27 protein-coding genes are annotated in these 25150 nt (G+C 35.8%); 7 read left to right on the top strand and 20 right to left on the bottom strand.

From position 1 onward, the window contains the following. Position 1: 1 nt before the first annotated feature. Positions 2-697: a tRNA1(Val) (adenine(37)-N6)-methyltransferase gene (locus IV494_RS13830; protein ID WP_196080801.1), complete on the top strand. Its 696-nt coding sequence runs from the start codon at positions 2-4 to the stop codon at positions 695-697. 9 nt (positions 698-706) lie between these two features. Here the strand turns inward: IV494_RS13830 and IV494_RS13825 are convergent, their stop codons facing one another. Then, positions 707-1285 carry a DUF6759 domain-containing protein gene (locus tag IV494_RS13825; RefSeq protein WP_196080694.1) on the bottom strand — a complete coding sequence of 193 codons (579 nt, stop codon included), beginning with the start codon at positions 1283-1285 and terminating at the stop codon, positions 707-709. A 137-nt stretch (positions 1286-1422) separates the two neighbouring features. Between IV494_RS13825 and tsf the strand changes: the two genes are divergently transcribed. Both tsf and IV494_RS13815 read left to right on the top strand, forming a co-directional pair. Next, on the top strand, positions 1423-2247 hold the full coding sequence (gene tsf / locus IV494_RS13820; RefSeq protein ID WP_196080693.1) for a translation elongation factor Ts: 825 nt from the start codon (positions 1423-1425) through the stop codon (positions 2245-2247). 98 nt (positions 2248-2345) lie between these two features. Next, entirely contained in the window at positions 2346-4391 is a 2046-nt protein-coding gene (locus IV494_RS13815; RefSeq protein ID WP_196080692.1) for a choice-of-anchor L domain-containing protein, read from the top strand. A 5-nt stretch (positions 4392-4396) separates the two neighbouring features. On the opposite strand, the gene fmt is transcribed toward IV494_RS13815, so the two are convergent. The 5 genes from fmt to folK form a co-directional block, all read right to left on the bottom strand. Further along, positions 4397-5353, bottom strand: a complete 957-nt coding sequence (gene fmt / locus IV494_RS13810; protein ID WP_196080691.1) for a methionyl-tRNA formyltransferase — start codon at positions 5351-5353, stop codon at positions 4397-4399. Positions 5354-5415: 62 nt separating this feature from the next. After that, positions 5416-7323 (bottom strand): RecQ family ATP-dependent DNA helicase, encoded by a 1908-nt coding sequence (locus tag IV494_RS13805; protein WP_196080800.1) that lies wholly within the window; start codon positions 7321-7323, stop codon positions 5416-5418. Between the two features lie 83 nt (positions 7324-7406). Beyond that, on the bottom strand, positions 7407-8852 hold the full coding sequence (locus tag IV494_RS13800; RefSeq protein ID WP_196080690.1) for an OmpA family protein: 1446 nt from the start codon (positions 8850-8852) through the stop codon (positions 7407-7409). Positions 8853-8985: 133 nt separating this feature from the next. Further along, the gene (locus IV494_RS13795; protein ID WP_196080689.1) at positions 8986-10092 is read right to left on the bottom strand and encodes an OmpA family protein; all 1107 of its coding nucleotides are present in this window, start codon (positions 10090-10092) and stop codon (positions 8986-8988) included. 11 nt (positions 10093-10103) lie between these two features. Further along, a complete protein-coding gene (gene folK, locus IV494_RS13790; protein ID WP_196080688.1) occupies positions 10104-10526 on the bottom strand; it encodes a 2-amino-4-hydroxy-6-hydroxymethyldihydropteridine diphosphokinase in 423 nt (140 codons plus the stop codon). A 22-nt stretch (positions 10527-10548) separates the two neighbouring features. On the opposite strand from folK, the gene sppA reads away from it, so the two are divergent. After that, positions 10549-12306: a signal peptide peptidase SppA gene (gene sppA, locus IV494_RS13785; protein WP_196080687.1), complete on the top strand. Its 1758-nt coding sequence runs from the start codon at positions 10549-10551 to the stop codon at positions 12304-12306. Between the two features lie 56 nt (positions 12307-12362). Here sppA and IV494_RS13780 read toward each other — a convergent pair whose 3' ends face one another. From IV494_RS13780 to IV494_RS13730, 11 genes are all read right to left on the bottom strand, one after another. Next, positions 12363-12617, bottom strand: coding sequence for a GlsB/YeaQ/YmgE family stress response membrane protein (locus IV494_RS13780; protein WP_039348828.1), 255 nt, complete (start codon positions 12615-12617; stop codon positions 12363-12365). A 73-nt stretch (positions 12618-12690) separates the two neighbouring features. Next, positions 12691-13647 (bottom strand): signal recognition particle-docking protein FtsY, encoded by a 957-nt coding sequence (ftsY, locus tag IV494_RS13775; protein ID WP_039348831.1) that lies wholly within the window; start codon positions 13645-13647, stop codon positions 12691-12693. 115 nt (positions 13648-13762) lie between these two features. Continuing rightward, positions 13763-13918: a DUF4295 family protein gene (locus IV494_RS13770; RefSeq protein WP_074781385.1), complete on the bottom strand. Its 156-nt coding sequence runs from the start codon at positions 13916-13918 to the stop codon at positions 13763-13765. Positions 13919-13937: 19 nt separating this feature from the next. Continuing rightward, positions 13938-14120 carry a 50S ribosomal protein L33 gene (rpmG, locus tag IV494_RS13765; RefSeq protein ID WP_015806891.1) on the bottom strand — a complete coding sequence of 61 codons (183 nt, stop codon included), beginning with the start codon at positions 14118-14120 and terminating at the stop codon, positions 13938-13940. A gap of 8 nt (positions 14121-14128) precedes the next feature. Continuing rightward, positions 14129-14365, bottom strand: coding sequence for a 50S ribosomal protein L28 (rpmB, locus tag IV494_RS13760; RefSeq protein WP_039348836.1), 237 nt, complete (start codon positions 14363-14365; stop codon positions 14129-14131). Positions 14366-14500: 135 nt separating this feature from the next. Then, entirely contained in the window at positions 14501-15304 is an 804-nt protein-coding gene (gene proC / locus IV494_RS13755) for a pyrroline-5-carboxylate reductase (RefSeq protein ID WP_196080686.1), read from the bottom strand. A gap of 44 nt (positions 15305-15348) precedes the next feature. Continuing rightward, entirely contained in the window at positions 15349-16362 is a 1014-nt protein-coding gene (gene murB / locus IV494_RS13750) for a UDP-N-acetylmuramate dehydrogenase (protein ID WP_196080685.1), read from the bottom strand. After that, the gene (locus IV494_RS13745) at positions 16362-16820 is read right to left on the bottom strand and encodes a hypothetical protein (RefSeq protein WP_196080684.1); all 459 of its coding nucleotides are present in this window, start codon (positions 16818-16820) and stop codon (positions 16362-16364) included. The genes murB and IV494_RS13745 overlap by 1 nt, the downstream gene beginning before the upstream one ends. Before the next feature lie 13 nt (positions 16821-16833). Further along, a complete protein-coding gene (locus IV494_RS13740; protein WP_196080683.1) occupies positions 16834-18039 on the bottom strand; it encodes a pyridoxal phosphate-dependent aminotransferase in 1206 nt (401 codons plus the stop codon). A 183-nt stretch (positions 18040-18222) separates the two neighbouring features. Then, positions 18223-18606, bottom strand: a complete 384-nt coding sequence (locus IV494_RS13735; RefSeq protein WP_196080682.1) for a VOC family protein — start codon at positions 18604-18606, stop codon at positions 18223-18225. Between the two features lie 102 nt (positions 18607-18708). After that, the gene (locus IV494_RS13730) at positions 18709-20850 is read right to left on the bottom strand and encodes a M3 family metallopeptidase (RefSeq protein ID WP_196080681.1); all 2142 of its coding nucleotides are present in this window, start codon (positions 20848-20850) and stop codon (positions 18709-18711) included. Between the two features lie 81 nt (positions 20851-20931). On the opposite strand from IV494_RS13730, the gene IV494_RS13725 reads away from it, so the two are divergent. Beyond that, the gene (locus IV494_RS13725) at positions 20932-21729 is read left to right on the top strand and encodes a head GIN domain-containing protein (RefSeq protein WP_196080680.1); all 798 of its coding nucleotides are present in this window, start codon (positions 20932-20934) and stop codon (positions 21727-21729) included. Positions 21730-22102: 373 nt separating this feature from the next. On the opposite strand, the gene IV494_RS13720 is transcribed toward IV494_RS13725, so the two are convergent. From IV494_RS13720 to IV494_RS13710, 3 genes are read right to left on the bottom strand one after another with little or no spacing between them, the layout of a single operon-like run. Beyond that, on the bottom strand, positions 22103-22900 hold the full coding sequence (locus IV494_RS13720) for a TPM domain-containing protein (protein WP_196080679.1): 798 nt from the start codon (positions 22898-22900) through the stop codon (positions 22103-22105). Continuing rightward, positions 22881-23312 (bottom strand): TPM domain-containing protein, encoded by a 432-nt coding sequence (locus IV494_RS13715; protein WP_196080799.1) that lies wholly within the window; start codon positions 23310-23312, stop codon positions 22881-22883. Before IV494_RS13715 ends, IV494_RS13720 begins: the two co-directional genes overlap by 20 nt. Further along, positions 23309-23917 (bottom strand): LemA family protein, encoded by a 609-nt coding sequence (locus IV494_RS13710; protein WP_039348862.1) that lies wholly within the window; start codon positions 23915-23917, stop codon positions 23309-23311. Before IV494_RS13710 ends, IV494_RS13715 begins: the two co-directional genes overlap by 4 nt. 77 nt (positions 23918-23994) lie before the next feature. Between IV494_RS13710 and IV494_RS13705 the strand changes: the two genes are divergently transcribed. Further along, positions 23995-24489, top strand: a complete 495-nt coding sequence (locus tag IV494_RS13705; RefSeq protein ID WP_196080678.1) for a dihydrofolate reductase — start codon at positions 23995-23997, stop codon at positions 24487-24489. Positions 24490-24566: 77 nt separating this feature from the next. Beyond that, entirely contained in the window at positions 24567-25133 is a 567-nt protein-coding gene (locus IV494_RS13700; protein ID WP_196080677.1) for a DUF2892 domain-containing protein, read from the top strand. The last annotated feature ends 17 nt before the right edge of the window (positions 25134-25150 follow it).

Below are 25150 nucleotides of genomic sequence, written 5' to 3'. Positions count from 1 at the left end.
GATGAAACCTTTCCAGTTTAAGAATTTCAGTATTAATCAATCAAAAAAAGTTTTCCGTGTAGGAACTGATGGTGTTCTATTGGGTGCTTTATCGAGCGTAAAAAATGTTGAAAGAATCTTAGAAGTAGGAACCGGAACAGGTTTGATATCTTTAATGTTAGCACAAAGAAATCCTGATGCCCAAATTCTTGCACTTGATATCAATGAAGAAGCGATAAATCTCGCAAATGAAAATTTCAAAAATTCTCCTTTTGGTGAAAGATTAAGCGTAGAACTACAGGATTTTAAGGATTTTAAAACTCAGCAACGATTTGATTTAATTATTTCAAATCCACCTTATTTTAAAGAAAATTCTTCCAATAAAGATATTTTAGCCAGACAACAGACAGAACTTTCATTTGAAAATTTAATTGAAAAGTCTGCGGAAATTTTATCGGAGAAAGGTCGGTTGGTAGTCATCATTCCATTTGAATCCGGAGCTTATTTTGAAGAAATTTCTCTTAAGAACAAACTCTATCTCTCGCGCAAAATTCAAATTTTTGGCATCAAAAATTCTGCGCCAAAAAGATGGATTCTAGAATTAGGCTTAAATCAAAAAGAGATCTTAGAAGAAGAATTTACGGTTGAAAAATTTCCAAGATTTTACAGTGAAGAATATTTAGAACTGACGAAAGACTTTCACCTCTTTCAAAAATAAATATTTAATTTATTTCGGTGGATTCAGCGTTACGACGATATCTTTATTGATGGTTTTGCTAGAAGAATACTTCGCATCACAAACGGAAGTTGTCAAAATATAAGTCCCTTTATCAACTAAAACAAAATTCTGATTATGAGCGGGAACATCAAGATTATAGAATCTTTTACCGCTGATTTTCACAATCAAATTACACTTCGATTTATTGATAATCTGAACGTAAGCAGTTTTGCCCGAAGTATCGTTACTGAAAATATGGGTTAATAATTCTGCAGTTCTTTTATTTTTTTCAGAAGGCTCTCCTTTGGCTGCGCCTCGAACGACAGCCTTTTCCAGTTTTTCAGTATTTATAGCTTTCACCGTAGGTTTTGCCACTGCAGCTTTTTGAGCCGGTGATTTATCATTGTTGATAACAGCCAATAATTTTCGTTTGAACTCTGGAGTTCTGGGATGGGTCGGATTATATTTAATGAAATTAGCAATAACCTGTGGATCTGTACTTTTTTCAACCTGCTCTGCGGTGTAGTTAGATTGTGCACAAGCCAACGAAGAAAAAAACAGGCCGAAAAAGAATAAATATTTGTACATAAAAATGAGGATTTTTTAGCGGATACAATTTTACTGATAACGAATAAATCTTCTTTTTAGTTTGTGTGAAATTTATTATCTTTGCACCACTCTAAAAAAGCTAAATTAATCAAAATTTTAATATAAAAAATAAATATATGTATACACCGGTTGCTGCAGATGTAGCTAAATTAAGAAATATTACAGGAGCAGGAATGATGGACTGCAAAAAAGCATTGGTAGAAGCCGAGGGAGATTTCGACAAAGCAATTGAAAACCTTAGAAAAAAAGGTCAGAAAGTTGCAGCTAACAGAGCAGACAGAGATTCTCATGAAGGTGCTGTAATTGCAAAAGTAAACCAGGATAACACGATGGGTGCGATCATCGCTTTAAATTGCGAAACTGATTTCGTTGCAAAGAATGACAATTTCGTAGAATTGGCGCACGAACTTGCTGAACAAGCGGTTTTCTATGCTAATAAAGATGAATTCTTCGCTTCAGATTTCCACGGAATGACTGTTGCCGAAAAATTAATTGAGCAAACAGGTTTGATCGGAGAAAAAATTGAGATCGGTTCTTTCGAAAGAATTGAAGGTCCTTATTTAGGAGCTTATATTCACGCAGGAAATAAAATTGCTGCGATCACTTCACTTTCTGGTGATGTTGACGGTGCTGCTGAAGTTGCAAAATCTGTTTCTATGCAGGTTGCTGCAATGAAGCCGATCGCTTTAGATGAAACTATGGTTTCTCAGGAAACGATCGATAAAGAATTAGAGATCGAAAAAGAATTATTGATTAAAGAAGGGAAACCTGCAAACATCATCGATAATATCTTGAAAGGAAAAATGCAGAAATTCTACAAAGACAACACATTGGTTCACCAGGCTTTTATTAAAGACGGAAATATGTCAGTTGCTGATTACGTAAAATCTGTAAACAGCGATTTAAAAGTAGTAGGTTTCGTAAGAGTAAGTCTTACCTAATTGCACTAAAAAATAAATGATTAAAATCTCTTTCTATTTGTAGAAAGAGATTTTTTTTTGCGGTTAATAAGGGCTATTTTTGCAGTCCATTTTCCTTTATGAAATTTATCAGAATTTTCACCTTTTTTATCAGCGTCATTTGTACTTTGAGCATCACGATGTTGAATGCGCAATATATCAGTGTAAATACCACTTACACTGCTGATCAGTTGGTGAAAGACATTTTTTTTGGAAGTCAGAATGCCAATTGCATTTCTGTAGATAATGTAACCGTTACCGGTTTTGATTTCGGTTTCGGAAATAAAAGTTTCGGTTACTTTAATAAAAACGGGAGTAATTTTGAAATGTCAGACGGGATCATTCTTTCCACCGGAAGTGCTTTAACAGCAGTTGGTCCGAACTCCTATATTCAAACAGCTGATCGAAACAGTCCTTTTGCTAATTCAAGTTGGGCGGGAGATCAGGATTTGGTTGATGTACTCGCACAATCTAATTTAAATTACGATAATATTTTAAATGCAACGATTTTAGAATTTGATTTTACTGCTTTAAAAAGTAATAAGATCAGTTTTGAATACATGTTTCTTTCCGAAGAGTATCGGGAAGGGAATTGCAAATATTCCGACGCGTTTGCCTTTCTTATCAAAAAAGCCAACAACACAGATCCTTATCTGAATATCGCCGTTGTTCCGGGTACTACCATTCCTGTTTCTACACTTACCATTAATGCTTCTGCGGGTTGTCCGCAAAACATCGGTTATTTCGGAAGTTATAATGATGTACAAACTCCCACGAATTTCAACGGACAAACCAAAATACTTTCTGCAAAAGCAGATGTTGAAATTGGCGTAAAGTATCATATTAAATTAGTGATTGCCGACCATGGCGACACGACGGGACTTTTTGACTCCGCAGTTTTTTTGAAGGCTGGAAGTTTTCTGGGAAATAAAGACCTTGGAAGCGATCGTTTGATTTCTACGGGAACCGCGCTCTGCGAAAATTCTACTTTGCAATTAAATGCTACAACTTCCGGTGCTACTTATCAGTGGTATAAAGATGGTATTTTAATCGCTGGAGCAACTTCAGGAACTTATACTGTTGCAACTCCCGGAGATTATGAGGTGATGATCGACGATTCCGGATGCCAGCAAAAAGGCTCCATTAAAATTCAATTTGCTGAAAAACCAGTCGTTATAGAGAAAACATTTTGCAATTACAATGAGGGAAATTCAATTTCCGTCAAATTACAGGATTTAAATACGCTGATCGTTTCTAATCTTAAAGATTATTTTAAGGTCAAATATTTTCAGGATTCCACATGTTTGATCCCGCTTTCCGATAACTTTTCTTATATTTCAGACGTTGATATTTATGCAGAAGTTGAAAGTGGAAATTGTGCAAAAGTTAAGCAGATTGTTCATCTCTACACTCCAAAAAAATCCCTAATTCTCGATGACCAAACAATTTGTCAAAATGCGACCGCAAAATTAGAAGCGGAAGTTGGATTCAAGAATTATAAATGGATGCGCGAAAACTGTGATATCATCGCTCAAGGCGCATTAATAAATTTTGTTGACAATATTCCGGTGGGGAAATATTCGGTGGAACTGACTTCCATGAATGGCTGTTCTCTAATTCAAAAAGTGAATGTAATTGCTGCAGAAGTTCCTCAAATCATCAACATTGACGTAAGTGGAAATACCGCGACCGTTTTTGTAACCGGCGGGGAACCTCCTTATCAGTATGCTTTGGATAACGGAAATTATCAAACTTCAAATATTTTTACGAATATTCCACGCGGAGTTCATAAGATTTTTGTGAAAGATGCTAAGAGTTGCGAAATTATTGAAAAAGAATTTTTGGTCATTAATTTAATCAACGTGATCACTCCAAATAATGATGGTTACAACGATTTCCTGGATTATTCAGATCTCAATATAAAAAAAGACGTCAGTATTTCAATTTATGATCGGTTCGGAAGTCAAGTTTTTAAATCACAAAATCAACAGTACATTTGGGACGGAAAGTTGAACGGAAGAGCTTTACCAACAGGAAATTACTGGTATATTCTAAACTGGACTGAACCCGACACCAATCTACCGGTCTCTTATAAAGGCTGGATCGTACTTAAAAACAGAAATTAGAACTTCTAAGACTGAATGGTTTTTGAAATAAGATCAAAATTTTGGAAACCATTTAGAAAATCCTTCAACGACATTCTTTTCTTGCCTTCAAGCTGTAATTCTTCCGGAAGGTAAAAACCATCTTTTGTATAAATTTTGAATTGATGTTTGTCGATCTCTAATGTTCCGGCAACTTTTTCATGGGTTGAAACCTTGAATTTCCCTTCATAAATTTTTAAAGTTTTACCATCCTCGCCAATTTTTAAACTGGTGAATGCACAAGGATAAGGAGACATTCCACGGATAAAATTGTGAACATTTTCAGAATTTTGATCCCAGTTGATTTTGGTGTCTTCTTTGAAAATTTTAAAAGCATTTTTCGGATGTTCAACTTCAGGCTGCGGTTTTTCCTGAATAGAATTTTCAGCCAAACCATCCAGCGTTTTTACAACCAGTTTTGCACCCAACTCCATTAAACGGTCATGCAAAGAACCAGCATTTTCGGTCGGTGAAATTTCAAGTTCTTCCTGAAGGAGAATATTACCTTCATCAATTTTTTCATTAATAAAAAAAGTAGTCGCACCCGTTTTTTTCTCGCCATTAATTACCGCATAATTGATCGGTGCAGCACCACGATAATCGGGAAGCAATGACGCATGAAGATTGAAAGTTCCCAGTCTTGGCATTTCAAATAAAATTTTGGGCATCATTCGAAAAGCAACAACCACGAAAACATCGGCGTCTAATTTTTGAACTTCTTCTAAAAACTCTGGGTTTCTTAGTTTTTCAGGTTGAAAAACAGCAAGATCATTTTCTACCGCGAAAAGTTTTACCGCAGATTGATTAAGTTTTTGGCCACGACCGCTTGCTTTGTCCGCGACTGTTACTACGCCTACAACTTCATGTGCAGATTGGTGAATCGCTTCTAAACAAGATTTTGCAAATTCGGGAGTGCCGAAGAATACGACTTTTAATGATTTCATTTATAGTTGATAGTTGATAGTTGATAGTTGATAGTTGAAAATTACTGATTACTTATTTTTTATTACTCATGATTAACCGCGTACGTTCTGAAATTGAGCATTTTTACTTTGCCAGAATCCAGCAGATAAATAAGATTTTCCAGAATATTTTCTTTTTCGTAGTAATTCAGTTTAATGGCGATCTCCTCAACGTTCGACGGTTTCTGCTGCAGTGTATCGATGATTTCAGCTGATATATTTCGTCCGAAAATACTCTCTTTCTGTTTCTCGCAGACTGAACATTTACCGCAATTCTTGACATCTTTTTCTCCAAAATAAGACAAAATAAGCTTCATCTTACAAAAATCTGAATCTTCCACAAAGAATTTCATCTCTTCCCATTTCTGCAATTTATTTTTTTGAATCTGTTCGAAAAGATTCCAATATTTACCATTGAAATGCCGGTCTTCACGAGGCTTCAGAAATTTAACACTGGATAAAGCGCCATCAATATATTCTAAATATCCTTTTCGCTGAAGTTCTTTGAGCCGTTCTTTGATCAAATGAGGATCTGAATCTATTTTATTGCTTAAAGTTTTCTCGCTGAACATAATCTTATGCGTTGTAAATCCAGAAAAACTCCGAAGCAAAAGTTCGATAAAATAAGAATCATTTTGAGAAAGCAGATCGAGTTCATCCGGAGAAATTTTCAGTTCCAGAGAAGAAAGAGACTGATTGCTGTTGAAGAAAATAAATTCCTGATTATGCAGAAAATTTAAAACATTTCTAATTTTAGCCAGAGACGTTTTGGTGAAATTTTGAATTCTCTGAATATGAAGCTGAAAAACGTTTTCAGGCAAATCATTTTCCGCAATCTGAAATGTCGAGTAGAGATACGAAACAATATTTAGAAACTCGGTTTTGGAGGGAATCTGGTTTCTTAAAATCTGATCAAAATTAGTTAATTCCTGCTCGTTCCAAAGTAAAAAAGCGTAGGATTCTAAACCATCGCGACCTGCTCTACCAATTTCCTGGTAATAATTTTCCAGCGATTGCGCAGGCGAAAAGTGAATCACGAAACGAACCTGATCTTTATCGATTCCCATTCCGAAAGCATTTGTGGAAACCAAAACATTATTTTGACTTTGAATCCACAATTTTTGCTTGGCGTTTTTTTCCTTTAAAGGCAAGCCTGCATGAAAAAAATCTACATTCTGAATCTGATTTCTTTGTAGAAATTTGGTTAATTCTTCTGTTTCTTTACGACTTCTCACATAAATAATTCCCGACGAATTATTGTACTTCATTATATTTAAAACCCTTTCGTACTTATCAGCAACTTTATCAGAGACAATTTTAATATTGGTCCGTCTAAAACTCTGTTGAAATATTTTGGGATTTTTTAAATTTAATTTCGCTTTAATTTCCTCTAAAACTTTTGGAGTTGCCGTCGCCGTGAGTGCCAATAACGGAATGTTTTTTAAATTCTCCCGAAACTGTTTGATGTTCTGATAACTGGGTCGAAAATCCTGTCCCCACTCCGAAATACAATGCGCTTCATCAACTGCTAAAAAGGAAATTTGAATTTCTTCTATCTTCTGTAAAAAAATTCTGTTCGTCAGTCTTTCCGGGGAAATATATAATAGCTTGGTTAAACCATTTTTACATCGGTTAAAAATGGTTTCAGCATCAAATTCATCGAGTTCAGAGGATAAATATTCTGCTTCAATACCATTATTTTTGAGCTGATAAACCTGATCTTTCATTAAGGCCAAAAGTGGTGAAATCACAAGACAGGTGCCTTCTAAAATGAGCGCAGGAAGTTGATAGCATAGAGATTTTCCGCCACCAGTCGGAAGAAGAGCGAGAGTATCTTTTCCGTCGATCAGAGAATTAATGATCTCTTCCTGGGAATTTCTAAAAGTTTCATAACCCCAAAAATGCTTTAAGGTTTGAAATTTGAGTTGATGAAAATCTTGCGGAGAAATCATGGAGTAAAAATACTGAAAGAAATTCCACAAAACAAAAAAAGCCACGCAATGCGTGACTTTTAATTGATATAAATTCTAAAAAATTATTTTGCTTCAAAGTAAACTCTTCTGTTCGCTCTGTTTTTCCATTCCGGGCATTTTGTAGCTGGATCACATTCAGGATATTTAAGGTCTTTTTTACCTCTACCGATTGCGTCTAATTTTCCGGATTGTACTCCATTCTGGATCAAATAATTCTTAACACTATTTGCTCTTCTTTCAGATAATTTCTGGTTGTATTGTACAGAAGCTCTTGTATCTGTAGCACCAATCACATTATATGAACCTGTTGAAGAGTTAATATAACTAACTGCGTTATTCAATATTGGCGTGTTAGAAGGAAGAATCTTGTCTGAATTCAAGTCGAATTCAATTCCTTCCATTGTTCTTGTAGTATCTGTAATTTTTGAAGTCGTATCTAACGGACAACCATTATTTTCAACAGGACCAGGAACAGTTACACATTTGTCATAAAGATCAATTACTCCATCTAAATCTGTATCTAAAGCTACACCTGCACCATCAACTCTTGCACCTGCAGGAGTATCAAGTTGTCTGTCCCAATCGTCACAAACTCCGTCATTATCTGCATCACCTTTTTTACATACTTCTACATCCTGATTTTTATCAGCTAATACATCCAATTTGTAATAAATTTCCTGCAAAGGATCATGCCAGAAAAGGTGCGACTCATGTTTTCCTAAATTCAAGGTTGCCCCTAAAGTTAAGTTGATCATGTTATCTGAAGGGTTATCATTTACTTTACCATTGTAAGATGTTCCACCTGCTCCATCAAAACTGTCATCACCAGTCAAGACATACATTCCTCTTGCCTCCAGATCTACTGATTTAGTTGCACGGAATTTAAGACCTGCTCCGGCTTGTCCGAAGAAACTTCCTAAAATAAAAGGTTTTACCTCAGTAATCAAACTCTGATTGTAAGCAGGACTTGCATCCTGTCTGTATGCTCTGTATGCCAAAGTTCCTACTCCCGCATAACCGTGAAGTGCCCATCTGAATGGGGAGTGATTATCTACTCTTCGTAAAAGGTTAGAAAAATCGATATCTCCTAAAACAGAAATTGCATCATATTGAGTTCTGGCACCTGCTCCTGTAGGAGAAGCTACTTTATCTTTCGTATTAACAAATCCTTGTCTTGTTTCTCCTTTGTCGTACTGCAGTTTTAAACCAAAAGCGTGAGTAATTGCTTTATCAATACTGAAATACGCAGACCATCCATACAGGTTTTTACCTGCACCAAAACCTTTGATTGAAGTAAGGTCGGCAGACTGAATTAATGGCACACCTGCACCGGCAGATATCGCCCAATCATTGAATCGCTTCGATGATTGTGTGAACGGAGAGACATTTGCAGATCCTGAAGAAAATGCATTGGGATATCCTCCGGTAGAAACTGCTGTCGAATCTTGCGCGAAGATAGCAGTAGGTAAAGCTAATGCTAAGGCCACGATTGCTAAATTTAGTTTCATAATTTGTATTTTAATTTGTATTTTAATTATTAGTTATCTGTTATAAAGTATATTAATTTTCTTAAAAATCTAACTGCATAATTCAGCTGCTGACCCTTAACAATTAATATACCATAATAAAAATAAATTTTTATTATTTATTAGTTGGCGGAGTATTGATAGGACATCCGTTATTTTCTACAGGACCTGGAACTGTTACACATTTGTCATAAAGATCGATCACTCCATCTAAATCCATATCCAAAGCTACACCAGCACCGTCAACTCTCGCTCCTGCAGGAGTATCAAGTTGTCTGTCCCAATCATCGCAAACACCATCATTATCTTTATCTCCTTTTTGGCAAACAACAAAATCATCTGTTGTATTTTCTAAAACATTGATTCGGCTGTTAATATCCTGCATAGGATCATACCATGCTAAATGAGTATCATGTTTTCCTAATTTGAAAGACAGTCCTAAATTTACAGTAACGAAATTATCAGAATGTCCCGAAGTTATTGCATTATAACGTGGAACTGCATTTTTGCCATATCCACCACCATCAAATGAATCATCACCTGTAATGATATACATCGCACGAGCTTCAATATCAATTAATTTTGAAGCATTATATTTTACTCCAGTTCCGATCTGGTAAAAGAAGGTATCAAATCCTAATTTTTGATCGATTTCTATAGGAATTCTTTTTGGCACTGTACTGTATCTCGACATATCATTGTCTAACAAAAGAGTATTATACCCCTGTAAACCTACTCCTGCATAACCGTGCAAAGCCCATCTGTAAGGCGAATGATTATCAACACGACGTATTAAATTTGAGAAATTAATATCTCCCAAAATCGAGATCTGCTGATATTTTGTCCAAGCAGTTGCAACACCTGCGGCAATACCTGCAGCACCTGGCAACATTGCTTTTTGGTTTAGTTTACCCATTTGATAAAGAACACTTATACCAAAAGTATGAGTAATTTGCTTATCAATACTTGCATAGCCATTCCAGCCAAGATTAATTTTACCATCGTAAAAAGAAGATAGATCTGCATTCTGAAAAACTGCAGCACCACCTCCTACTGATATCGACCAGTCTTTGAACAATCTGGATGAATTCGTAAAAGGGCTTACCTTCGCCGAACCGCTTGAGTACGCATTGGGATACTCATTCTTACCCGTAACTCCTGAGCGATCTTGTGCATAGAACGCAATAGGAAAGGCTAATGCTAAAAATAAACCTAATTTCATATTTGTTGTTTTTAATGTGTTTTTAAACTCATTAATAAATTTCGGGAAAACTCACGTTCATACAAATGTTTTTTGTGAGGAATCTGTAAAGTTTTGCATTCAAACTTAAGGTCCCCATAAAGCACGATATCAATGTCGATAATCCTATCTACATAAGCTTTTGTAACTGATGAATCTTCTATCCGCCCCATGTCGACCTCAATTCTTTTTATCGAATTCAACAGATTAACAGGAGATAATTGTGTTTTTATTAATACTACAATATTACAAAAAATATTATTACTAGCAAACTCTACGGGCTTTGTTAATAAAATATCACTTCTCCTTATAATAGGACCAATTTCTATTTCAATAAAATTTAATGCGGTTTTAATATTTTTCTCTGTATCTCCCAGATTGCTGCCGAGTAACAAAGTAACATCATGTTGCGACATATTAGAAAATATTTAAAAAATTATGAGAAGTTTTTTTAAGAATGTCTTAGCAAATATAGTGGCAATTATGATTATTGGAGCAGTTTTTCTCTTGTTTTTAGTGATGGTGATTGCAGCAAGTGCTTTCAGTTCTGATTCGAAACCCAATATCAAGGCGAATTCTGTTTTAATCTTAGATTTCAAAACTCAAATTATTGACAGTCCGTCCGAAGATAATCAGCAATTATTTTCTTTAAATGAAAAGCAGAAAAGCATTATGGTGTTCGACATTCTCGAAGCCATTAAAAATGCAAAGAAGGATGATAAAATTAAAGGCATCAGTATAGAAACCGACGGAATTAAAGCCGGAATGACTCAGCTTGATGATATAAGAGCTGCTCTGGAAGACTTTAAGAAGAGCGGTAAATTCGTATATGCTTACGGAAATGTGGTTTCACAGTCCGCTTATTATTTGGGATCTGTGGCTGATAAATATTTCCTAAATCCTGCCGGTGGAATTGACTTGAAAGGTCTCTCTACAGAAGTGTTATACATGAAAAGTTTTGCAGAAAAATTTGGAATCGGAATCGAGGTGATCCGTCACGGAAAATATAAATCTGCAGTAGAACCATTTTTAAGAGATGACATGTCTCCGGAAAACAGGGAGCAACTTTCCACTTTATTAAATGATATCTGGTCCATTAATTCCGCGAAAATGGCGAATTCCAGGAAAATTGATACTGCGCAGTTCAAAACAGTTGTTGACAGTCTTTATGGAATGATTCCCGATTTAAGTTTAAAATATAAGTTGGCCGACCAACTCATTCAGAAAACTGAATACGATAACCTTTTAAAATCAAAATTAATTCTGAAGGAGAAAGATAAACTCAACAAAATATCTTTTAACACCTATATCGGAAATTTAGACAACGACAATATTAAAAAAGATAATCAGATTGCTATTCTTTACGCGTCTGGAGCAATTTATAACGGCGAAGGTTATGACGCGGTCTATGCAGAAAATTTTGTAAAAGAAATAAGAAAGCTTTCTGATGACGATAAAGTAAAAGCTGTAGTATTTAGAATCAACTCTCCTGGTGGAAGCGCAAATGCTTCTGATGAAATACTTTTCGAACTTCAACAACTGAAAAAGAAGAAACCACTGATCGCTTCTTTTGGTGATTATGCAGCTTCCGGAGGTTACTATATTGCGATGGCTGCAGATAAGATTTATTCCGAACCTAATACTTTAACAGGTTCAATCGGTGTTTTCGGAATGATTCCTTATTTTAAAGAACTCGCTAACAAAAATGGCTTAAATTCTTACGCTGTAAATACGAACGCTAATTCAAATATGTATTCGCCAATCAACGGGATTACTCCAGGTGGAATCTCAATGATGACTAAAAGTGTAGAGCAAACTTACAAAAGATTTGTCCATTTTGTAACGGTGAACCGTAAAAAATCTTTCGAGCAAATTGATGAAATTGGCGGTGGAAGAGTTTGGAGTGGAACCAGAGCCAAAGAAATTGGTTTGGTTGATGATCTTGGAACACTGAACGACGCCATAACTTTTGCTGCTCAAAAAGTAAAATTAAAAGATTACAACGTTGCAACTTATCCGAAAAAAGTGAGCAAATTCGAGCAGTTATTTAAAGACATGAGCGAAGATGAGATCTCTGCACGAATTATAAAAAACAAAATCGGACTCGACAATTACAAAGTTTTCGAACAGATTACCAATCCTAAATTACAGAGCAGTGTGATGATGGAAATGCCGTATCACATTAAATTCGATTAACTGCATAAAAAATCCCGACTTGAAATTCAAGTCGGGATTTTTTTATAAAATGCTGATTAACCTCTTTTGGTCGCCATTCCGTATATCCAGAGAACAACTAATGCACCACCGATGGCTAGAAACATGCTTCCGATATTAAATCCGGTTACATCTCCTAATCCTAAAAGTTGTCCGATAAACGCACCAACGTACGCTCCCACAATTCCAAGAATGATGGTTAAAAGCCAACCCATTCCCTGATTTCCCGGCATAATCATTTTAGCGATTGCACCTGCGATAAGACCAAAAATGATCCAAGTTAAAATTCCCATAGTTTTAAAAATTTAATGTTAATAATTTGTAAATGTTTAAATAAATTTAGCAAAAAAAATTAAATAATAATATTTAATTTCGTTTTCTGAAAAAAGAGTCTACAAATTCTGTTCCATTAAATAATTGCAAGTCTGTCATTTTTTCTCCAACACCAATATACTTTACCGGAATCTGGAACTGATCTGAAATCCCAATAACGACTCCACCTTTCGCGGTTCCATCTAATTTCGTCACAGCCAAAGCGTTAACTTCTGTCGCAGCAGTAAACTGTTTCGCCTGTTCAAAAGCATTTTGTCCCGTTGAACCATCGAGTACCAATAAAATTTCGTGCGGAGCATCTGGAATAATTTTTTGCATGACTCTTTTAATTTTAGTCAGCTCATTCATTAAATTGACTTTATTATGAAGTCTTCCTGCAGTATCAATGATCACGACATCTGAATTATTAGCAACTGCGCTTTGAACCGTATCAAACGCAACCGAAGCGGGATCAGATCCCATATTTTGTTTCACGATCGGAACTCCGACCCTTTCGCTCCAGATGGTTAACTGTTCTGTCGCAGCGGCACGGAAAGTATCTGCGGCTCCTAAAAGAACATTTCTTCCTTCCGATTTAAATTGATGCGCTAATTTCCCTATCGTTGTGGTTTTTCCAACACCATTTACACCGACAACCATTATGACATAAGGTTTTTTACTTTCGTCGATATTACCAGTTCCGGCATGTGGATTTTCTAAAAGTAAGCCTGTGATTTCTTCGCGCAGAATTTTATCGAGTTCATCCGTCCCTACAAATTTATCTTTGGCAACGCGGGCTTCAATTCTTTCAATAATTTTAATGGTTGTTGAAGCACCAACATCTGAGGCGATGAGCACTTCTTCCAGATCATCTAAAACCTCATCATCAACCGTACTTTTTCCGACAACTGCTTTCGATATTTTTTCAAAAAAACCTTGGTTCGATTTCTCCAAACCTTTATCTAAAGTTTCTTTCTCTTCTTTTTTAAATACTTTTTTAAACCAGCTCATTCCAAAAATTACAAATTTAATATTAAGACTTGCCGTCCGTTACAGACTGTAAACAAAGATAAAATAAAAAAACTACCCAATTGGATAGTTTTATATATTCTCGCTAAGCAGAAAATTATTTTTTCAAAAAACCTTCAACTTCTTCTGCGTTCATTACTTTCTCTTCGAAAACGTAAGCACCACTTTTAGCGGATTTTACCATTTTCACTACTTTGGTCATTTTTTTTGAACCTGCACCACCTTGAAGCGTTGCTACTACTTTCTTTGCCATCTTTTATTCTTTTAAAAAATTACTTGATTTCTTTGTGAAGGGTGTATTTCTTAAGAACCGGATTAAATTTTTTCAATTCTAATCTCTCAGTAGTGTTCTTTTTATTTTTCGTAGTGATGTATCTTGACATTCCTGCAACACCTGTTTCTTTGTGCTCAGTGCACTCCAAAATCACCTGTACTCTATTTCCTTTTTTTGCCATGATTCTAATTATTTAATAAATCCGTTTCTAGTTGCTCTTAGGATCGCTTCTTCAATCCCAATTCGATTAATAATTCTCAATCCGTGAGCAGTAACTTTTAAAGTTACAGATTTCTCTTGCTCTGGAAGGTAAAATTTCTTCTCTAATAAGTTAATTTCAAAACGACGCTTCGTTTTGTTATTAGCGTGAGAAACATTGTTTCCTACCATTGCACGCTTTCCTGTTATTTGGCAAATTCTTGACATATCTGGATGTTCTTATTTCTTATGAATATTTGAGAGTGCAAAATAACGAAGAAAATTTCAAATAGACAAATATTTATGAAATTAATTCTGTAGAATTTTACATTTTTTCTGTCTATAAAACTTTAAGTACGCAAATTAATTACTCAATTCTTTCGATCGCTTTTCTGCTGCTAAAATTCCTTTTCTTAATGTTTCTTTCAGTTCATGATCTTCAAAAGCTTTCAAAGCTGCTTCCGTAGTTCCACCTTTTGATGCTACATCTTTGATGAGTTCCTCCAAATTTTTATCAGAATTATTGATCAAATGATAGGCGCCCAACATGGTTTGCTTTACAAAAAGTTTTGCGAGATTTTCCTCAATTCCCATCTCTGTTCCGGCTTTGATCATGGCATCAACGATGTAATAAAAATAAGCAGGTCCACTTCCGGAAAGTGCAGTAACGCCATCCAAAAGATTTTCATCTTCCAAATAAACGGAACGTCCCGTCGAGTTTAAAAATCGCTCGATTTGCATGAGATCCGGAAAGGAAATTCCTTCTGCAGCTGTGTAACCGGTAATTCCCATTCCCAAAAGCGTGGGCGAATTTGGCATGGCTCGAACTACTTTTTTATGGTTTAAAAGGTGCTGAATTTTCTCAATTTTAATTCCTGCCATGATGGAAAGCACCATTTGATCTTCCTTCAATTGAAAGGAAATATTCTCTACAACAAAATGAAAATCTTGAGGTTTAACAGCAATAATTATTAAATCGGCTTCAATTTCTTTCAACTCTTCAAAAGCAGAAACTTTCGATCCAGGAAATAGTTTTGCTATTTTGTTTACCTTTTCTTTTTTGCGGGTAATTAAATGAAGATTTTCGGGGAGAATAAGTTCGTATTTCAAAAAAGATTTCGAAAAAGATAAACCCATATTTCCGGCTCCGAGAACTGCTATTTTCATAATTTGATGTATTGATTTGACGAGGTTAGAAAGTGGTGATCATATCAAATAATATTCACTTCTCTTTCCAGTTCTATCCCAAATTTTTCTTTTACGGAATCAATGATCATCGTAGAAAAATCAAAAATTTCTTTTCCAGACGCATTTCCTGTTGCGTTGATAAGGACCAAAGCCTGTAATTTGTGCGACGCGACATTCCCGATTTGTTTTCCTTTCCAGCCACATTGTTCGATGAGCCAACCTGCAGGAACTTTCACAAATTCTCCGTTCGGATAACCCGGAATATTTTCGAATTTCAGTTTTAAATTTTCAAATTGCGATAAAGGAATAGTCGGATTTTTAAAGAAACTTCCCGCATTTCCGATGATTTTCGGATCGGGCAATTTGCTTTGTCTAATATTGATGACCGCTTTCGAAATATCCTGAATCGTTGGATTTGCAATTCTTAAGTTTTGCAATTCAGATTGAATAGCGCCGTAGTCAGTTTTGATGGAATGATTTTTTGCAGTCAACTTAAAAGTAACATCTAAAATAACATATTTCCCTTTTCCTTCTCTCTTAAAAATTGATTCCCGGTATCCAAAATTACATTTTTGATGATCGAATTCCTCCACTTGCAAAGTTTCCAAATTCAATACTTTACAACTAACAAAAGTGTCTTTAATTTCAGTTCCGTACGCACCAATATTTTGCATGGGCGAAGTTCCGACGTTTCCCGGAATGAGTGATAAATTTTCTAAACCACCGTAATTTCTATCCAAACAGAACTGAACAAATTCATGCCAGTTTTCTCCGGCTTTTGAAGTGACTAAAACCTCATTTTCATTAATGACATCCTCAGAAATTCCCTTCAAATTCAATTGAATTACCAATCCATCAAAATCTTTCGTCAGCAACAGATTACTTCCTCCACCAAGAAGGAGAAGCGGAAGTTTTTGAGTTTTTAAATATTGTAGCGCTCCGAGAAGTTCCTCCAATGTTTTTACTTCTGCGAAATATCTTGCAGAAACATCAACGCCAAAAGTATTGTAAGGTTTTAATGAAATGTTTTCCTGCATTATTTTTGGGAGGTGGCGATTTTTTTAATAATGTTTCTCAGATTTCCAAGCTGCTTGTATTGTGTGGAATCTGCCACATTGATCAACGTATATTTTTGATCTGAAGTTGTAATTTCAAAGGTTTCATCTGGACCATCATAATATCCTCTTCCATCACCACTTTTGGTTTTTTTGATCATCTCCAAATTAAGAGCGGACACCATTTTATTCCAGTCTTCAGCATTCATTTTCTTTTTAACCTCAGGAATATCATTGAAAGCACTTCCGAATTTTGTGGAAATTAAAGAATCTTTCGTCGCAACAATATTCAAAAAACCGGCTCTTCCCAAAGTTTTTGAGTAAGTAATAGATTTAATGTCGCTGCTTTTCGATGAATTATTCTGCATCGTGCTTGAACAACTGCAAACTAAAAAAGCAAGCAATGATAAAAGCGCGAAATTTTTTATTTTTTTGAACATGAATTTATTTCGATTATAAACTAAATTCGATCTTATACTTGTGCAGTGCATCGTTTAACAATTCCACACTTCTTCGCAGATCTGCTTCATTTAAAACGTACGCAATTCGAACCTGTTTTTTACCCAATTCCGGATTGCTGTAAAAACCGCTCATCGGAGCAACCATGATCGTTTCATTATTGTGGGAATAACTTTCCAAAAGCCATTGTGCAAACTTATCGGTATCATCAACCGGAAGTTCTACGGCGCAATAAAAGGCTCCTTTAGGTTTCGGGCAGATCACGCCCGGAATTCCGTTCAATAGATCTACCAGAACATTTCTACGGTGCGTATATTCTGCACGAACTTTCAAAATATATTCGGTATCATTAACGTGAGCTGCAGCCGCTGCGATCTGGCCCAAAAGAACAGGACTCAGTCTCGCCTGTGCAAAAAGCATCGCAGCATCATGAATTGTTTTCGAACGTGTCACCATGAAACCGATTCTCGCGCCACACATCGAATATCTTTTTGATTCAGAATCAATGATAATACAGTTTTCCGGAATTTCAGGAAAATCTAACATCGAAACCGCCTCCTTTCCATCATATACATATTCTCTGTAAACCTCATCGGAAATGATCACGATATCGTGTCTCAACGCAATATCTGCCAACTTCTGTAATTCTTCTCTTGTATAAAGATAACCCGTCGGATTTCCTGGATTACAGATTAAGATCGCTCTTGTTTTCGGCGTAATTTTCTTCTCAAAATCCTCGATCGGAGGCAATGCAAATCCAGTATCAATTGTGGAAGAAACCGCTACAACATTTACGTTGAACGTGTTTGCGAAACCGTTATAATTTGCATAATAAGGTTCCGGAATAATAATTTCGTCACCATCATCACACAAAGTAGAAATCGCAAAGTTCAAAGCTTCCGAACCACCATTTGTAACAATAAAATTATCGGTCGTAAGATCCGTAAAACCAAGTGAATGATAATAATTGTTGAGCGCGGTTCTGTACTCTAAATTCCCCTCAGAAAGTGCATATTCAAAGATCTTCAAATCATTATTTTTCACAGCATCCAATGCAGTTTGCGGTGTTTCAATATCGGGTTGACCAATATTTAAATGATAAACTTTTATTCCTTTTTGTTTCGCTTTTAAAGCAAAAGGAACGAGTTTTCGAACTGGCGAAGCGGGCATATTTTGTGCTCTATGAGAAATTTTTGGCATTCTGATATATTTTTTGCAAAATTAAGAATTTTTTCGGAGCAAAACGATTTTTGCTTCTTTGAAAAATCGTTCCGGCTCTTCATTACAATCTTTTTTTTCCTCTCCTTCTCCAGCTTCAAAAAAAAGGATTTCCTTTTCGATCCGGGCTAAAAGTTCAGGTATTTTGTCTTTCGAAAAAGAGGCTCAGTCTTTCTGTGTAGAAATCGCCCAGTAATTGCCAGCTAAATCACAGAAAGCGCCGCGGATATCATCGTCATCTTCCCTTTGATGGGGTTCTTCAATTTTTTCAGCACCATTTTCCAAAGCTTTTTCAAAAGTTTTAAATACATCTTGAACATAACAATGTAGCATTACCTTTTGCGCCGGATAACCAATAACGCTATTGCTCATCATTAAAACCGTGTCATCAATTTTGAGCTCAAGATGTTGTACCCTTCCTTCGAGTTCAATTCTCCGCAACTGTTCTGCATCAAAAATACTTTTGAGTTGTGCTGCAAGTTGATCCGCATCATCCACTATTAAATAAGCAGAAAGCGAATTATAATTGTTGGGTTTATAATCTTTCATTTCTCTTCTTTTTAAAAATTTAGAAACTTAAAATTACTGAAATTTACAAATAAAAAAACCGCAGAAAAATCTGCGGTTCATATTAATCAATTTTAAAAAAGACTATTTAATAAATCCTTTGCTTTTCAACAACGGTTTCAAATCAGGATCTCTTCCGGTGAAGTTTTTAAACGCAGTGTTCAGATCCATCGAATTTCCGACAGATAAAATACATTTACGGAAACGGTCACCATTTTCCCGCGTCATTCCACCGTGCGTAGTGATCCAGTCCCAAGCATCAGCATTCAACATATCACTCCACATATACGCGTAATATCCCGCAGAATATCCACCGCCCCAAATGTGAGCAAAATACGGAGTATGATATCTTGGCGGAACTTCTTTTAAGTTAAAACCATATTTCGCCAGAACATCTTTTTCAAATTCCAAAGTTGGTTTAAACTGAGCTGCATCGGTTACAGAATGCCAGTTCATATCAAGCGTCGCAGCAGAAACTAATTCTGTTGTAGAATATCCTTGATTAAAAGTTCCGGCTTTCTTAATTTTATCAACTAAAGCTTTTGGCATCGGTTGTTTCGTTTGATAATGCAATGCGTAATTTTTCAAAACTGATGGTTCCAATGCGAAGAACTCATTAATTTGTGACGGAAATTCTACAAAATCTCGCGGAACACTCGTTCCTGAAATTGAAATGTATTTCTGATCTGCAAATAATCCGTGTAAAGTATGTCCAAATTCGTGGAACATGGTAGAAACATCGTCATAAGAGATAAGTGACGGTTTTCCTTCTGCCGGTTTCTGGAAATTGAAAACATTTACAATCACCGGTTTCTGACCTAACAAATGGGATTGCTCAACAAAATTACTCATCCAGGCGCCACCGTTTTTATTGTTTCTGGTGTAGAAATCTAAATAATAAATGGCTAAAGATTTTCCATCTCTGTCGAAAACTTCGTACGCTTTCACATCCGGGTGGTAAACGGGAAGGTCATTTCTTTCTTTAAAGGTAATTCCGTAAAATTTTTCAGCGGCATAGAAAACACCCTTTTCCAAAACAGTTCTTACTTCAAAATAAGGTTTAATTTGGTTTTCGTCTAAATCGTATTTTTCTTTACGAACCTGTTCTGCGTAAAAATTCCAGTCCCAAGGTTCTACGGTGAAACCTCCTTTTTGTTTATCAATTAAAGCTTGAATCTCGTCGCTTTCTCTTTTCGCAGTTTCCACAGCTGGAGTTGCCAGTCTTGCCAAAAGATTCATTGCATTCTCGGGAGTTTTCGCCATTTGATCCTGCAATTTCCATTCAGCAAAAGATTTTTTACCCATCAAATGTCCTTTGTCCATTCGAATTTTTGCGAGTCTTTCCAAAATACTTCTTGTGTCATCAGCATCGCCTTTTTCAGCTCTGTACCAAGATGCTTTGAAAAGCTTTTCTCTTGTTGATCGATTTTTTAAATTCTGAAGCATTGGTTGCTGCGTCGTATTTTGTAACGCTAATAAATACCCAGTTTTCCCGGCAGTTTTCGCATCTGTTTTTGCTGCTTCAATTTCATCCGGAGAAAGTCCGTCTAATTCTTTAACATCAGTAATAAGAAGTGCGCCGTCTTTTCTGGCATCCAGTAATTTACTGGAATACTGAGTAGAAAGCGTTGCTAATTCCTCGTTAATTTTTTTAACTTTTGCTTTATTTTCAGGAGAAAGATTGGCTCCGGCAATTTCGAAATTGGTCGTATACAAATCTAAAACCCGTTTTTCTTCAGAACCTAAACCTTCTGTTTTAATCGCTTTAATTCTCGCATATAATTTCTCATTCAAAAGAATTTTATCGCTCAATGCAGAAAAAACCGGTGCATATTCTTCTTCCAGTTTCTGTAAAGTCGGATTCGTGTTTGATCCTGTCAGATTATAAAATACGATTTGAGCTCTTTTTAAAACTTCTCCACTATTTTCTAACGCAACGATGGTGTTTTCAAAAGTTGGAGCCGCAGAATTATTTGCAATTTTGTCAACTTCAACCATCTGAACTTTCATACCATAATCAAAAGCCGGCTTGAAATGTTCGTCCTTAATTTTATCAAATTCGGGTGCTTGATATTGCAGCGAACTTTTTTTTATAAAAGGATTAGAAGACAAGCTTGCGTCGGGCGCAGGAATTTCGGTAGCGGAATTATTGGTCGTTTTCATTGTGGTACAGGCAGAAGTTATTGCCAAAGAAGAAATTAAAAAAACTGATGTAATATTTTTCATTCGTAAATTGTTATTAAAGGATAAAGATATTAATTTAAATTTTATCTTTAACATAATAAATCTTCGCTAAAAATAAAAACTATGAAAACATTAACAATCTCTATGCTCTCCGCATTTTTAACTCTTTCGTCCTGCAACATCAAAACCGACAACGGATTTCCCTTTAATATGACGACCAAAGAAGGAAAGGGAATCATTAAAAATAAAGAATATAAAATGTCTTTTGATGAGATCAAAGTGGCACAATCAATTTCTGCTGAAGTGGTAAAATCGGACGAGGAAAAAGTTGTGATCACAGCGCCTTCTGATATTTTAGATGATATTTTGGTGGAGAATTCTGATGGGAAATTATACATCCATTTCAAATCAGGATCAAATATTTCTGCGCGAAATGTATCTGCGAAAATTTTTGCTAAAGATTTTTCAGCGGTAAAAGCAAGTTCTTCAGCATCAATTAATATAAAAGATAAATTCACGCAGGACAAAATGAACATCGAAGCCTCAAGTTCAGGCGATGTTACAGGAAATTTAGAAGCCAATGAAATGTCGATTGATGTTTCGAGTTCAGGAAGTTTCACGGGTCAAATTTGGGCAGTCAATTTAAAATCTGAAGTCACTTCTTCCGGAGATATCGATATTTCGGGTAAATCAAAAAACGCGAATCTTAGCGCTTCTTCTTCCGGAACTTTGAACGCACAAAAAATGACAGCAGAAAATGCAAATATCGAAGCTTCAAGTTCAGGAGACGTGAGTGTTTCGGTTTCGAACCAATTAAATGCTTCTGCGAGTTCTTCAGGAGAAATTAATATTACCCGAAAAGGAAATTTAAATGTTGTCAGCAAAAAAGAAAGTAGTGGCGGAAGCGTTTCGATTCAGTAGAAAGTTTGGTTTTCAAATAAATAGGAATTTAGCTTCGGAATATCGAAGCTGAATTTTTTTGTGGTAATTATTTGCGGGTATTTTCTATTTAGAATTCAACCCTTTCAGCCTTTGAAAGACTGAAAGGGTTTATAAAGGAGTTTTATAAAAAGATGATTATGCTAAATTAAGATCTTAACAATCTGAAATTGATTTTTATTTTACAATAAGTTTCGGCTAAAGCCAATGCATTACTATAATGAAAAAAACGGGCTAAAGCCCGTTCCTATTGAAAATTTTAATAAATATTTTTTAAGAGTATATTCTAACATTGCTCTTTTTTCTTTTAACTCGTCTTTTGGACAAGTCGCGACTTGTCCCTACGATAAAAAAATTACCAACCTCCGGAAGCGCCACCACCACCGAAACTTCCGCCGCCGCCAAAACCGCCGAATCCACCGCCGCCACTAGAACCACCGCCAAATCCGCCACCACCAAAACTTCCTGGGAAAGGAAAGAATCCGCCTGGATAAGTTCTTCTGCCGCGTCCGGAAAGCATTTCATCATCATCGCCATTATTTCCGCCACCGCCTCGATTCCTGAAGAAAATACTGAGTATCATTATGATAAAGAAAGCGATCATGACCATTTGCGATGGAGTTAAACCTTTTTCCTGCGAAGTTTTAGCGATCGGTTTAAACTTTCCCTGAACTGCTTCCATTAAAGCCGTAGTTCCGCGATCTATGCCTTCATACCAAAGTCCTTTTTTAAAATTTGGTGTTACGATATAATCCAGAATTTGTCCCGCAACCGACGCAGTTAAATATTGTTCAACGGCTCTACCTTGCTGTATTGCCATCGTATGATCTTCTGTCGCGATGAGGAAAACAATTCCATTATCAATTCCTTTCTGACCAATTTTCCACTTTTCACCATACATTGTAGCGAGATAATTGACGTCTTCACCGCCTGTTGTTGGAATAATGATGACTGCAATTTCTGTGGAAGTAGAGTCGGAAAATTTGATCAGTTTTTGATTCAGTTCATCCTTCTCAGTTTGCGTTAACAAACCTGCATTATCGGTAACGGGATAAAGAATTTTTGGTTTTTCCGGAACTTTTTGGGCAAAAACAAAAATGCTTAAGCCAAGGAGAAAAAGAGTGATACAATTTTTAAGAGAAGGTAATCTCATTCGGAAGTTCATTGGGATTTTCTCCCGTGATCGGGAAATATTTTTTGAGTTCAAGACCAGTTTCGAGCACCGCATTTTTTAAACCATCATGAAAGTTTCCTTTTGAAAACTCTGCGGTAATTCTGTCGTGCATTCGTTCCCAGAAATTTTGATCTACTTTTTCATGAATCCCTTCATCACCAATAATGGTCAGGTATTTCTGTTCGAAATTTACATGAAAGAGAACGGCATTTTTTGCAATAGTTTTATCTTTACAAAGCCTTTTAAAGACTTCAAAAGCGATCTCTGCATTATTTCCCTCAGTATTTGAATCAATATGAATACGGATCTCACCGCTAGAATAATCTTCCGCCGTTTGAATGGCTTCTACGAGAGAAGCCATTTGTTGATCTGTTAAAAAATCGTTCATTATTTTGTGAAAACTTCCGGCGCTTTTTCAGCACCAACGGCAGCTTTGAAATACGGTTTTTCTTTAAAGTTTGTGAAACTTGCCAAAATATTATTAGGGAAAGTTTTTATCGAAGTGTTATAATCCTGCGCAGCTTCATTAAAATAAACGGTTTCGCTTCTGATGCTGTTTTCGATCGCAGTATATTCTCTCTGAAAATTAATGTACTGTTGATCAGCTTTCAAATTAGGATAACTTTCTACAACCGCCATTAATCTGCTCAGTGAACCACTTAATTCACCTTGTGCAGCTTGAAATTTCGCCATATCTGCTTCGGTCATATTCGTAGGATCGATGGTAATTGATGTTGCTTTTGAACGGGCCTCAACAACTTTAGTTAATGTTTCCTGCTCAAATTGCGAATAGGATTTTACCGTTCTTTCTAAGTTCGGAATTAAATTCGCACGTTTTTGATAAACGGTTTCCACGTTGGACCATTTTGTATTTACGTTCTGTTCTTTTGTCGTAAAACTGTTGTACCCATTCTTGCCCCAAAAAAACAATACAGCGGCAATTACAAGTAGAGCGATACCGATCGTTCCGGCGCTCATACATCCTTTATTTCTCATAGTTAAAAGTTTTTAATGTTTAAAATCGATACCCAAATATACAAATTATGTGCTAAATTTGTGAAAATTACAGAAAAATGATAACAATCGTCGTAGCGATGGGTTTAGATAATGAAATTGGAGCTGACAACCAATTGCTTTGGCATCTACCAAAAGATTTAAAATATTTTAAAGAAACTACTACTGATCATCCGATCATCATGGGACGAAAAACCTATGAAAGTATCGGTAAGCCTTTACCAAACCGCACCAATATTGTGATATCAAAAAGAAAAGACTGGTTTGAAGAGGGAATTTTGATCGTTGGCAGCGTAAAAGAAGCCATCAAGTTTGCAAAAAAAATCGACGAAGAAATATTCATTATCGGCGGTGGAAACATTTACGAACAGACCATCGATCTATGTGACAAACTTCTAGTTACTTTAGTAAAAACCAATTTAAAAGCAGACGTTTTCTTCCCAAAGATCAACATGAAAATATGGAACAAAACAGAAGAAATCTGCCACGAAAAAGACGAGAAAAATGAGTTTGATTTTTGCTTTCAAACGTATGAGAGAAAAGAGGCTCTTTAATAATAAGTTAAATCTTCTGCAATTGGATTTTCATCCTTACTTCAAATTATTATCTTTGCACCACTAAAATTTAAACAATGAACAAATACCTAAAATTCGTTATCGCAGCTTTAATGATTGCCGCCGGAGTTTATCTGATGATGAACCGAAATATTGGGTGGGGAATTGTTGTGGTTATTTTGTCTGCTGTTCCTGTCTTTTTGTTTTTTAAAAATGAGCTTATTCTTTTATCATTCTGGTTTTTACGAAAACAAAATACATCAAAGGCAAATCTCTGGCTTTCAAAAATCACCAATTATGAATCACAACTTCATAAATCACAGTTTGGCTATTTCCATTATTTACAAGGTTTAACTTTAGCAGAGAAACATCCGGAGAAAGTAGAACCTTTGATGAAAAAAGCTTTGGAATTTGGTCTTAATATGAAACATGACCGAGCAATGGCTACTTTAAATATCGCTGCAGGCGCTTTGCAAAAAGGAAGACGACAGGAAGCGATAAAACTGTTGGAAGAAGCGAAGAAATTGGATACTGCCGGAATGATGACTGAGCAGATCAAAATGATGAAGAGTCAGCTGAAAATGCCATCGATGCAGAAACACGTTCATAATCCGAATATGAGACAACGGGGAAAATCCTTCTAAACCTCAAGTATTCTAAA

Origin of the sequence: Kaistella gelatinilytica (assembly GCF_015679325.1) — a bacterium.
Taxonomy (GTDB): domain Bacteria; phylum Bacteroidota; class Bacteroidia; order Flavobacteriales; family Weeksellaceae; genus Kaistella; species Kaistella gelatinilytica.
This window is presented reverse-complemented; position numbering and strand designations above follow the sequence as displayed.

Bases quoted from the DNA above. Each gene is read 5' to 3' on its own strand.
- IV494_RS13830 (WP_196080801.1), top strand. From the start codon at position 2: ATGAAACCTTTCCAGTTTAAGAATTTCAGTATTAATCAATCAAAAAAA.
- IV494_RS13825 (WP_196080694.1), bottom strand. From the start codon at position 1,285: ATGTACAAATATTTATTCTTTTTCGGCCTGTTTTTTTCTTCGTTGGCT.
- tsf (WP_196080693.1), top strand. From the start codon at position 1,423: ATGTATACACCGGTTGCTGCAGATGTAGCTAAATTAAGAAATATTACA.
- IV494_RS13815 (WP_196080692.1), top strand. From the start codon at position 2,346: ATGAAATTTATCAGAATTTTCACCTTTTTTATCAGCGTCATTTGTACT.
- fmt (WP_196080691.1), bottom strand. From the start codon at position 5,353: ATGAAATCATTAAAAGTCGTATTCTTCGGCACTCCCGAATTTGCAAAA.
- IV494_RS13805 (WP_196080800.1), bottom strand. From the start codon at position 7,323: ATGATTTCTCCGCAAGATTTTCATCAACTCAAATTTCAAACCTTAAAG.
- IV494_RS13800 (WP_196080690.1), bottom strand. From the start codon at position 8,852: ATGAAACTAAATTTAGCAATCGTGGCCTTAGCATTAGCTTTACCTACT.
- IV494_RS13795 (WP_196080689.1), bottom strand. From the start codon at position 10,092: ATGAAATTAGGTTTATTTTTAGCATTAGCCTTTCCTATTGCGTTCTAT.
- folK (WP_196080688.1), bottom strand. From the start codon at position 10,526: ATGTCGCAACATGATGTTACTTTGTTACTCGGCAGCAATCTGGGAGAT.
- sppA (WP_196080687.1), top strand. From the start codon at position 10,549: ATGAGAAGTTTTTTTAAGAATGTCTTAGCAAATATAGTGGCAATTATG.
- IV494_RS13780 (WP_039348828.1), bottom strand. From the start codon at position 12,617: ATGGGAATTTTAACTTGGATCATTTTTGGTCTTATCGCAGGTGCAATC.
- ftsY (WP_039348831.1), bottom strand. From the start codon at position 13,647: ATGAGCTGGTTTAAAAAAGTATTTAAAAAAGAAGAGAAAGAAACTTTA.
- IV494_RS13770 (WP_074781385.1), bottom strand. From the start codon at position 13,918: ATGGCAAAGAAAGTAGTAGCAACGCTTCAAGGTGGTGCAGGTTCAAAA.
- rpmG (WP_015806891.1), bottom strand. From the start codon at position 14,120: ATGGCAAAAAAAGGAAATAGAGTACAGGTGATTTTGGAGTGCACTGAG.
- rpmB (WP_039348836.1), bottom strand. From the start codon at position 14,365: ATGTCAAGAATTTGCCAAATAACAGGAAAGCGTGCAATGGTAGGAAAC.
- proC (WP_196080686.1), bottom strand. From the start codon at position 15,304: ATGAAAATAGCAGTTCTCGGAGCCGGAAATATGGGTTTATCTTTTTCG.
- murB (WP_196080685.1), bottom strand. From the start codon at position 16,362: ATGCAGGAAAACATTTCATTAAAACCTTACAATACTTTTGGCGTTGAT.
- IV494_RS13745 (WP_196080684.1), bottom strand. From the start codon at position 16,820: ATGTTCAAAAAAATAAAAAATTTCGCGCTTTTATCATTGCTTGCTTTT.
- IV494_RS13740 (WP_196080683.1), bottom strand. From the start codon at position 18,039: ATGCCAAAAATTTCTCATAGAGCACAAAATATGCCCGCTTCGCCAGTT.
- IV494_RS13735 (WP_196080682.1), bottom strand. From the start codon at position 18,606: ATGAAAGATTATAAACCCAACAATTATAATTCGCTTTCTGCTTATTTA.
- IV494_RS13730 (WP_196080681.1), bottom strand. From the start codon at position 20,850: ATGAAAAATATTACATCAGTTTTTTTAATTTCTTCTTTGGCAATAACT.
- IV494_RS13725 (WP_196080680.1), top strand. From the start codon at position 20,932: ATGAAAACATTAACAATCTCTATGCTCTCCGCATTTTTAACTCTTTCG.
- IV494_RS13720 (WP_196080679.1), bottom strand. From the start codon at position 22,900: ATGAGATTACCTTCTCTTAAAAATTGTATCACTCTTTTTCTCCTTGGC.
- IV494_RS13710 (WP_039348862.1), bottom strand. From the start codon at position 23,917: ATGAGAAATAAAGGATGTATGAGCGCCGGAACGATCGGTATCGCTCTA.
- IV494_RS13705 (WP_196080678.1), top strand. From the start codon at position 23,995: ATGATAACAATCGTCGTAGCGATGGGTTTAGATAATGAAATTGGAGCT.
- IV494_RS13700 (WP_196080677.1), top strand. From the start codon at position 24,567: ATGAACAAATACCTAAAATTCGTTATCGCAGCTTTAATGATTGCCGCC.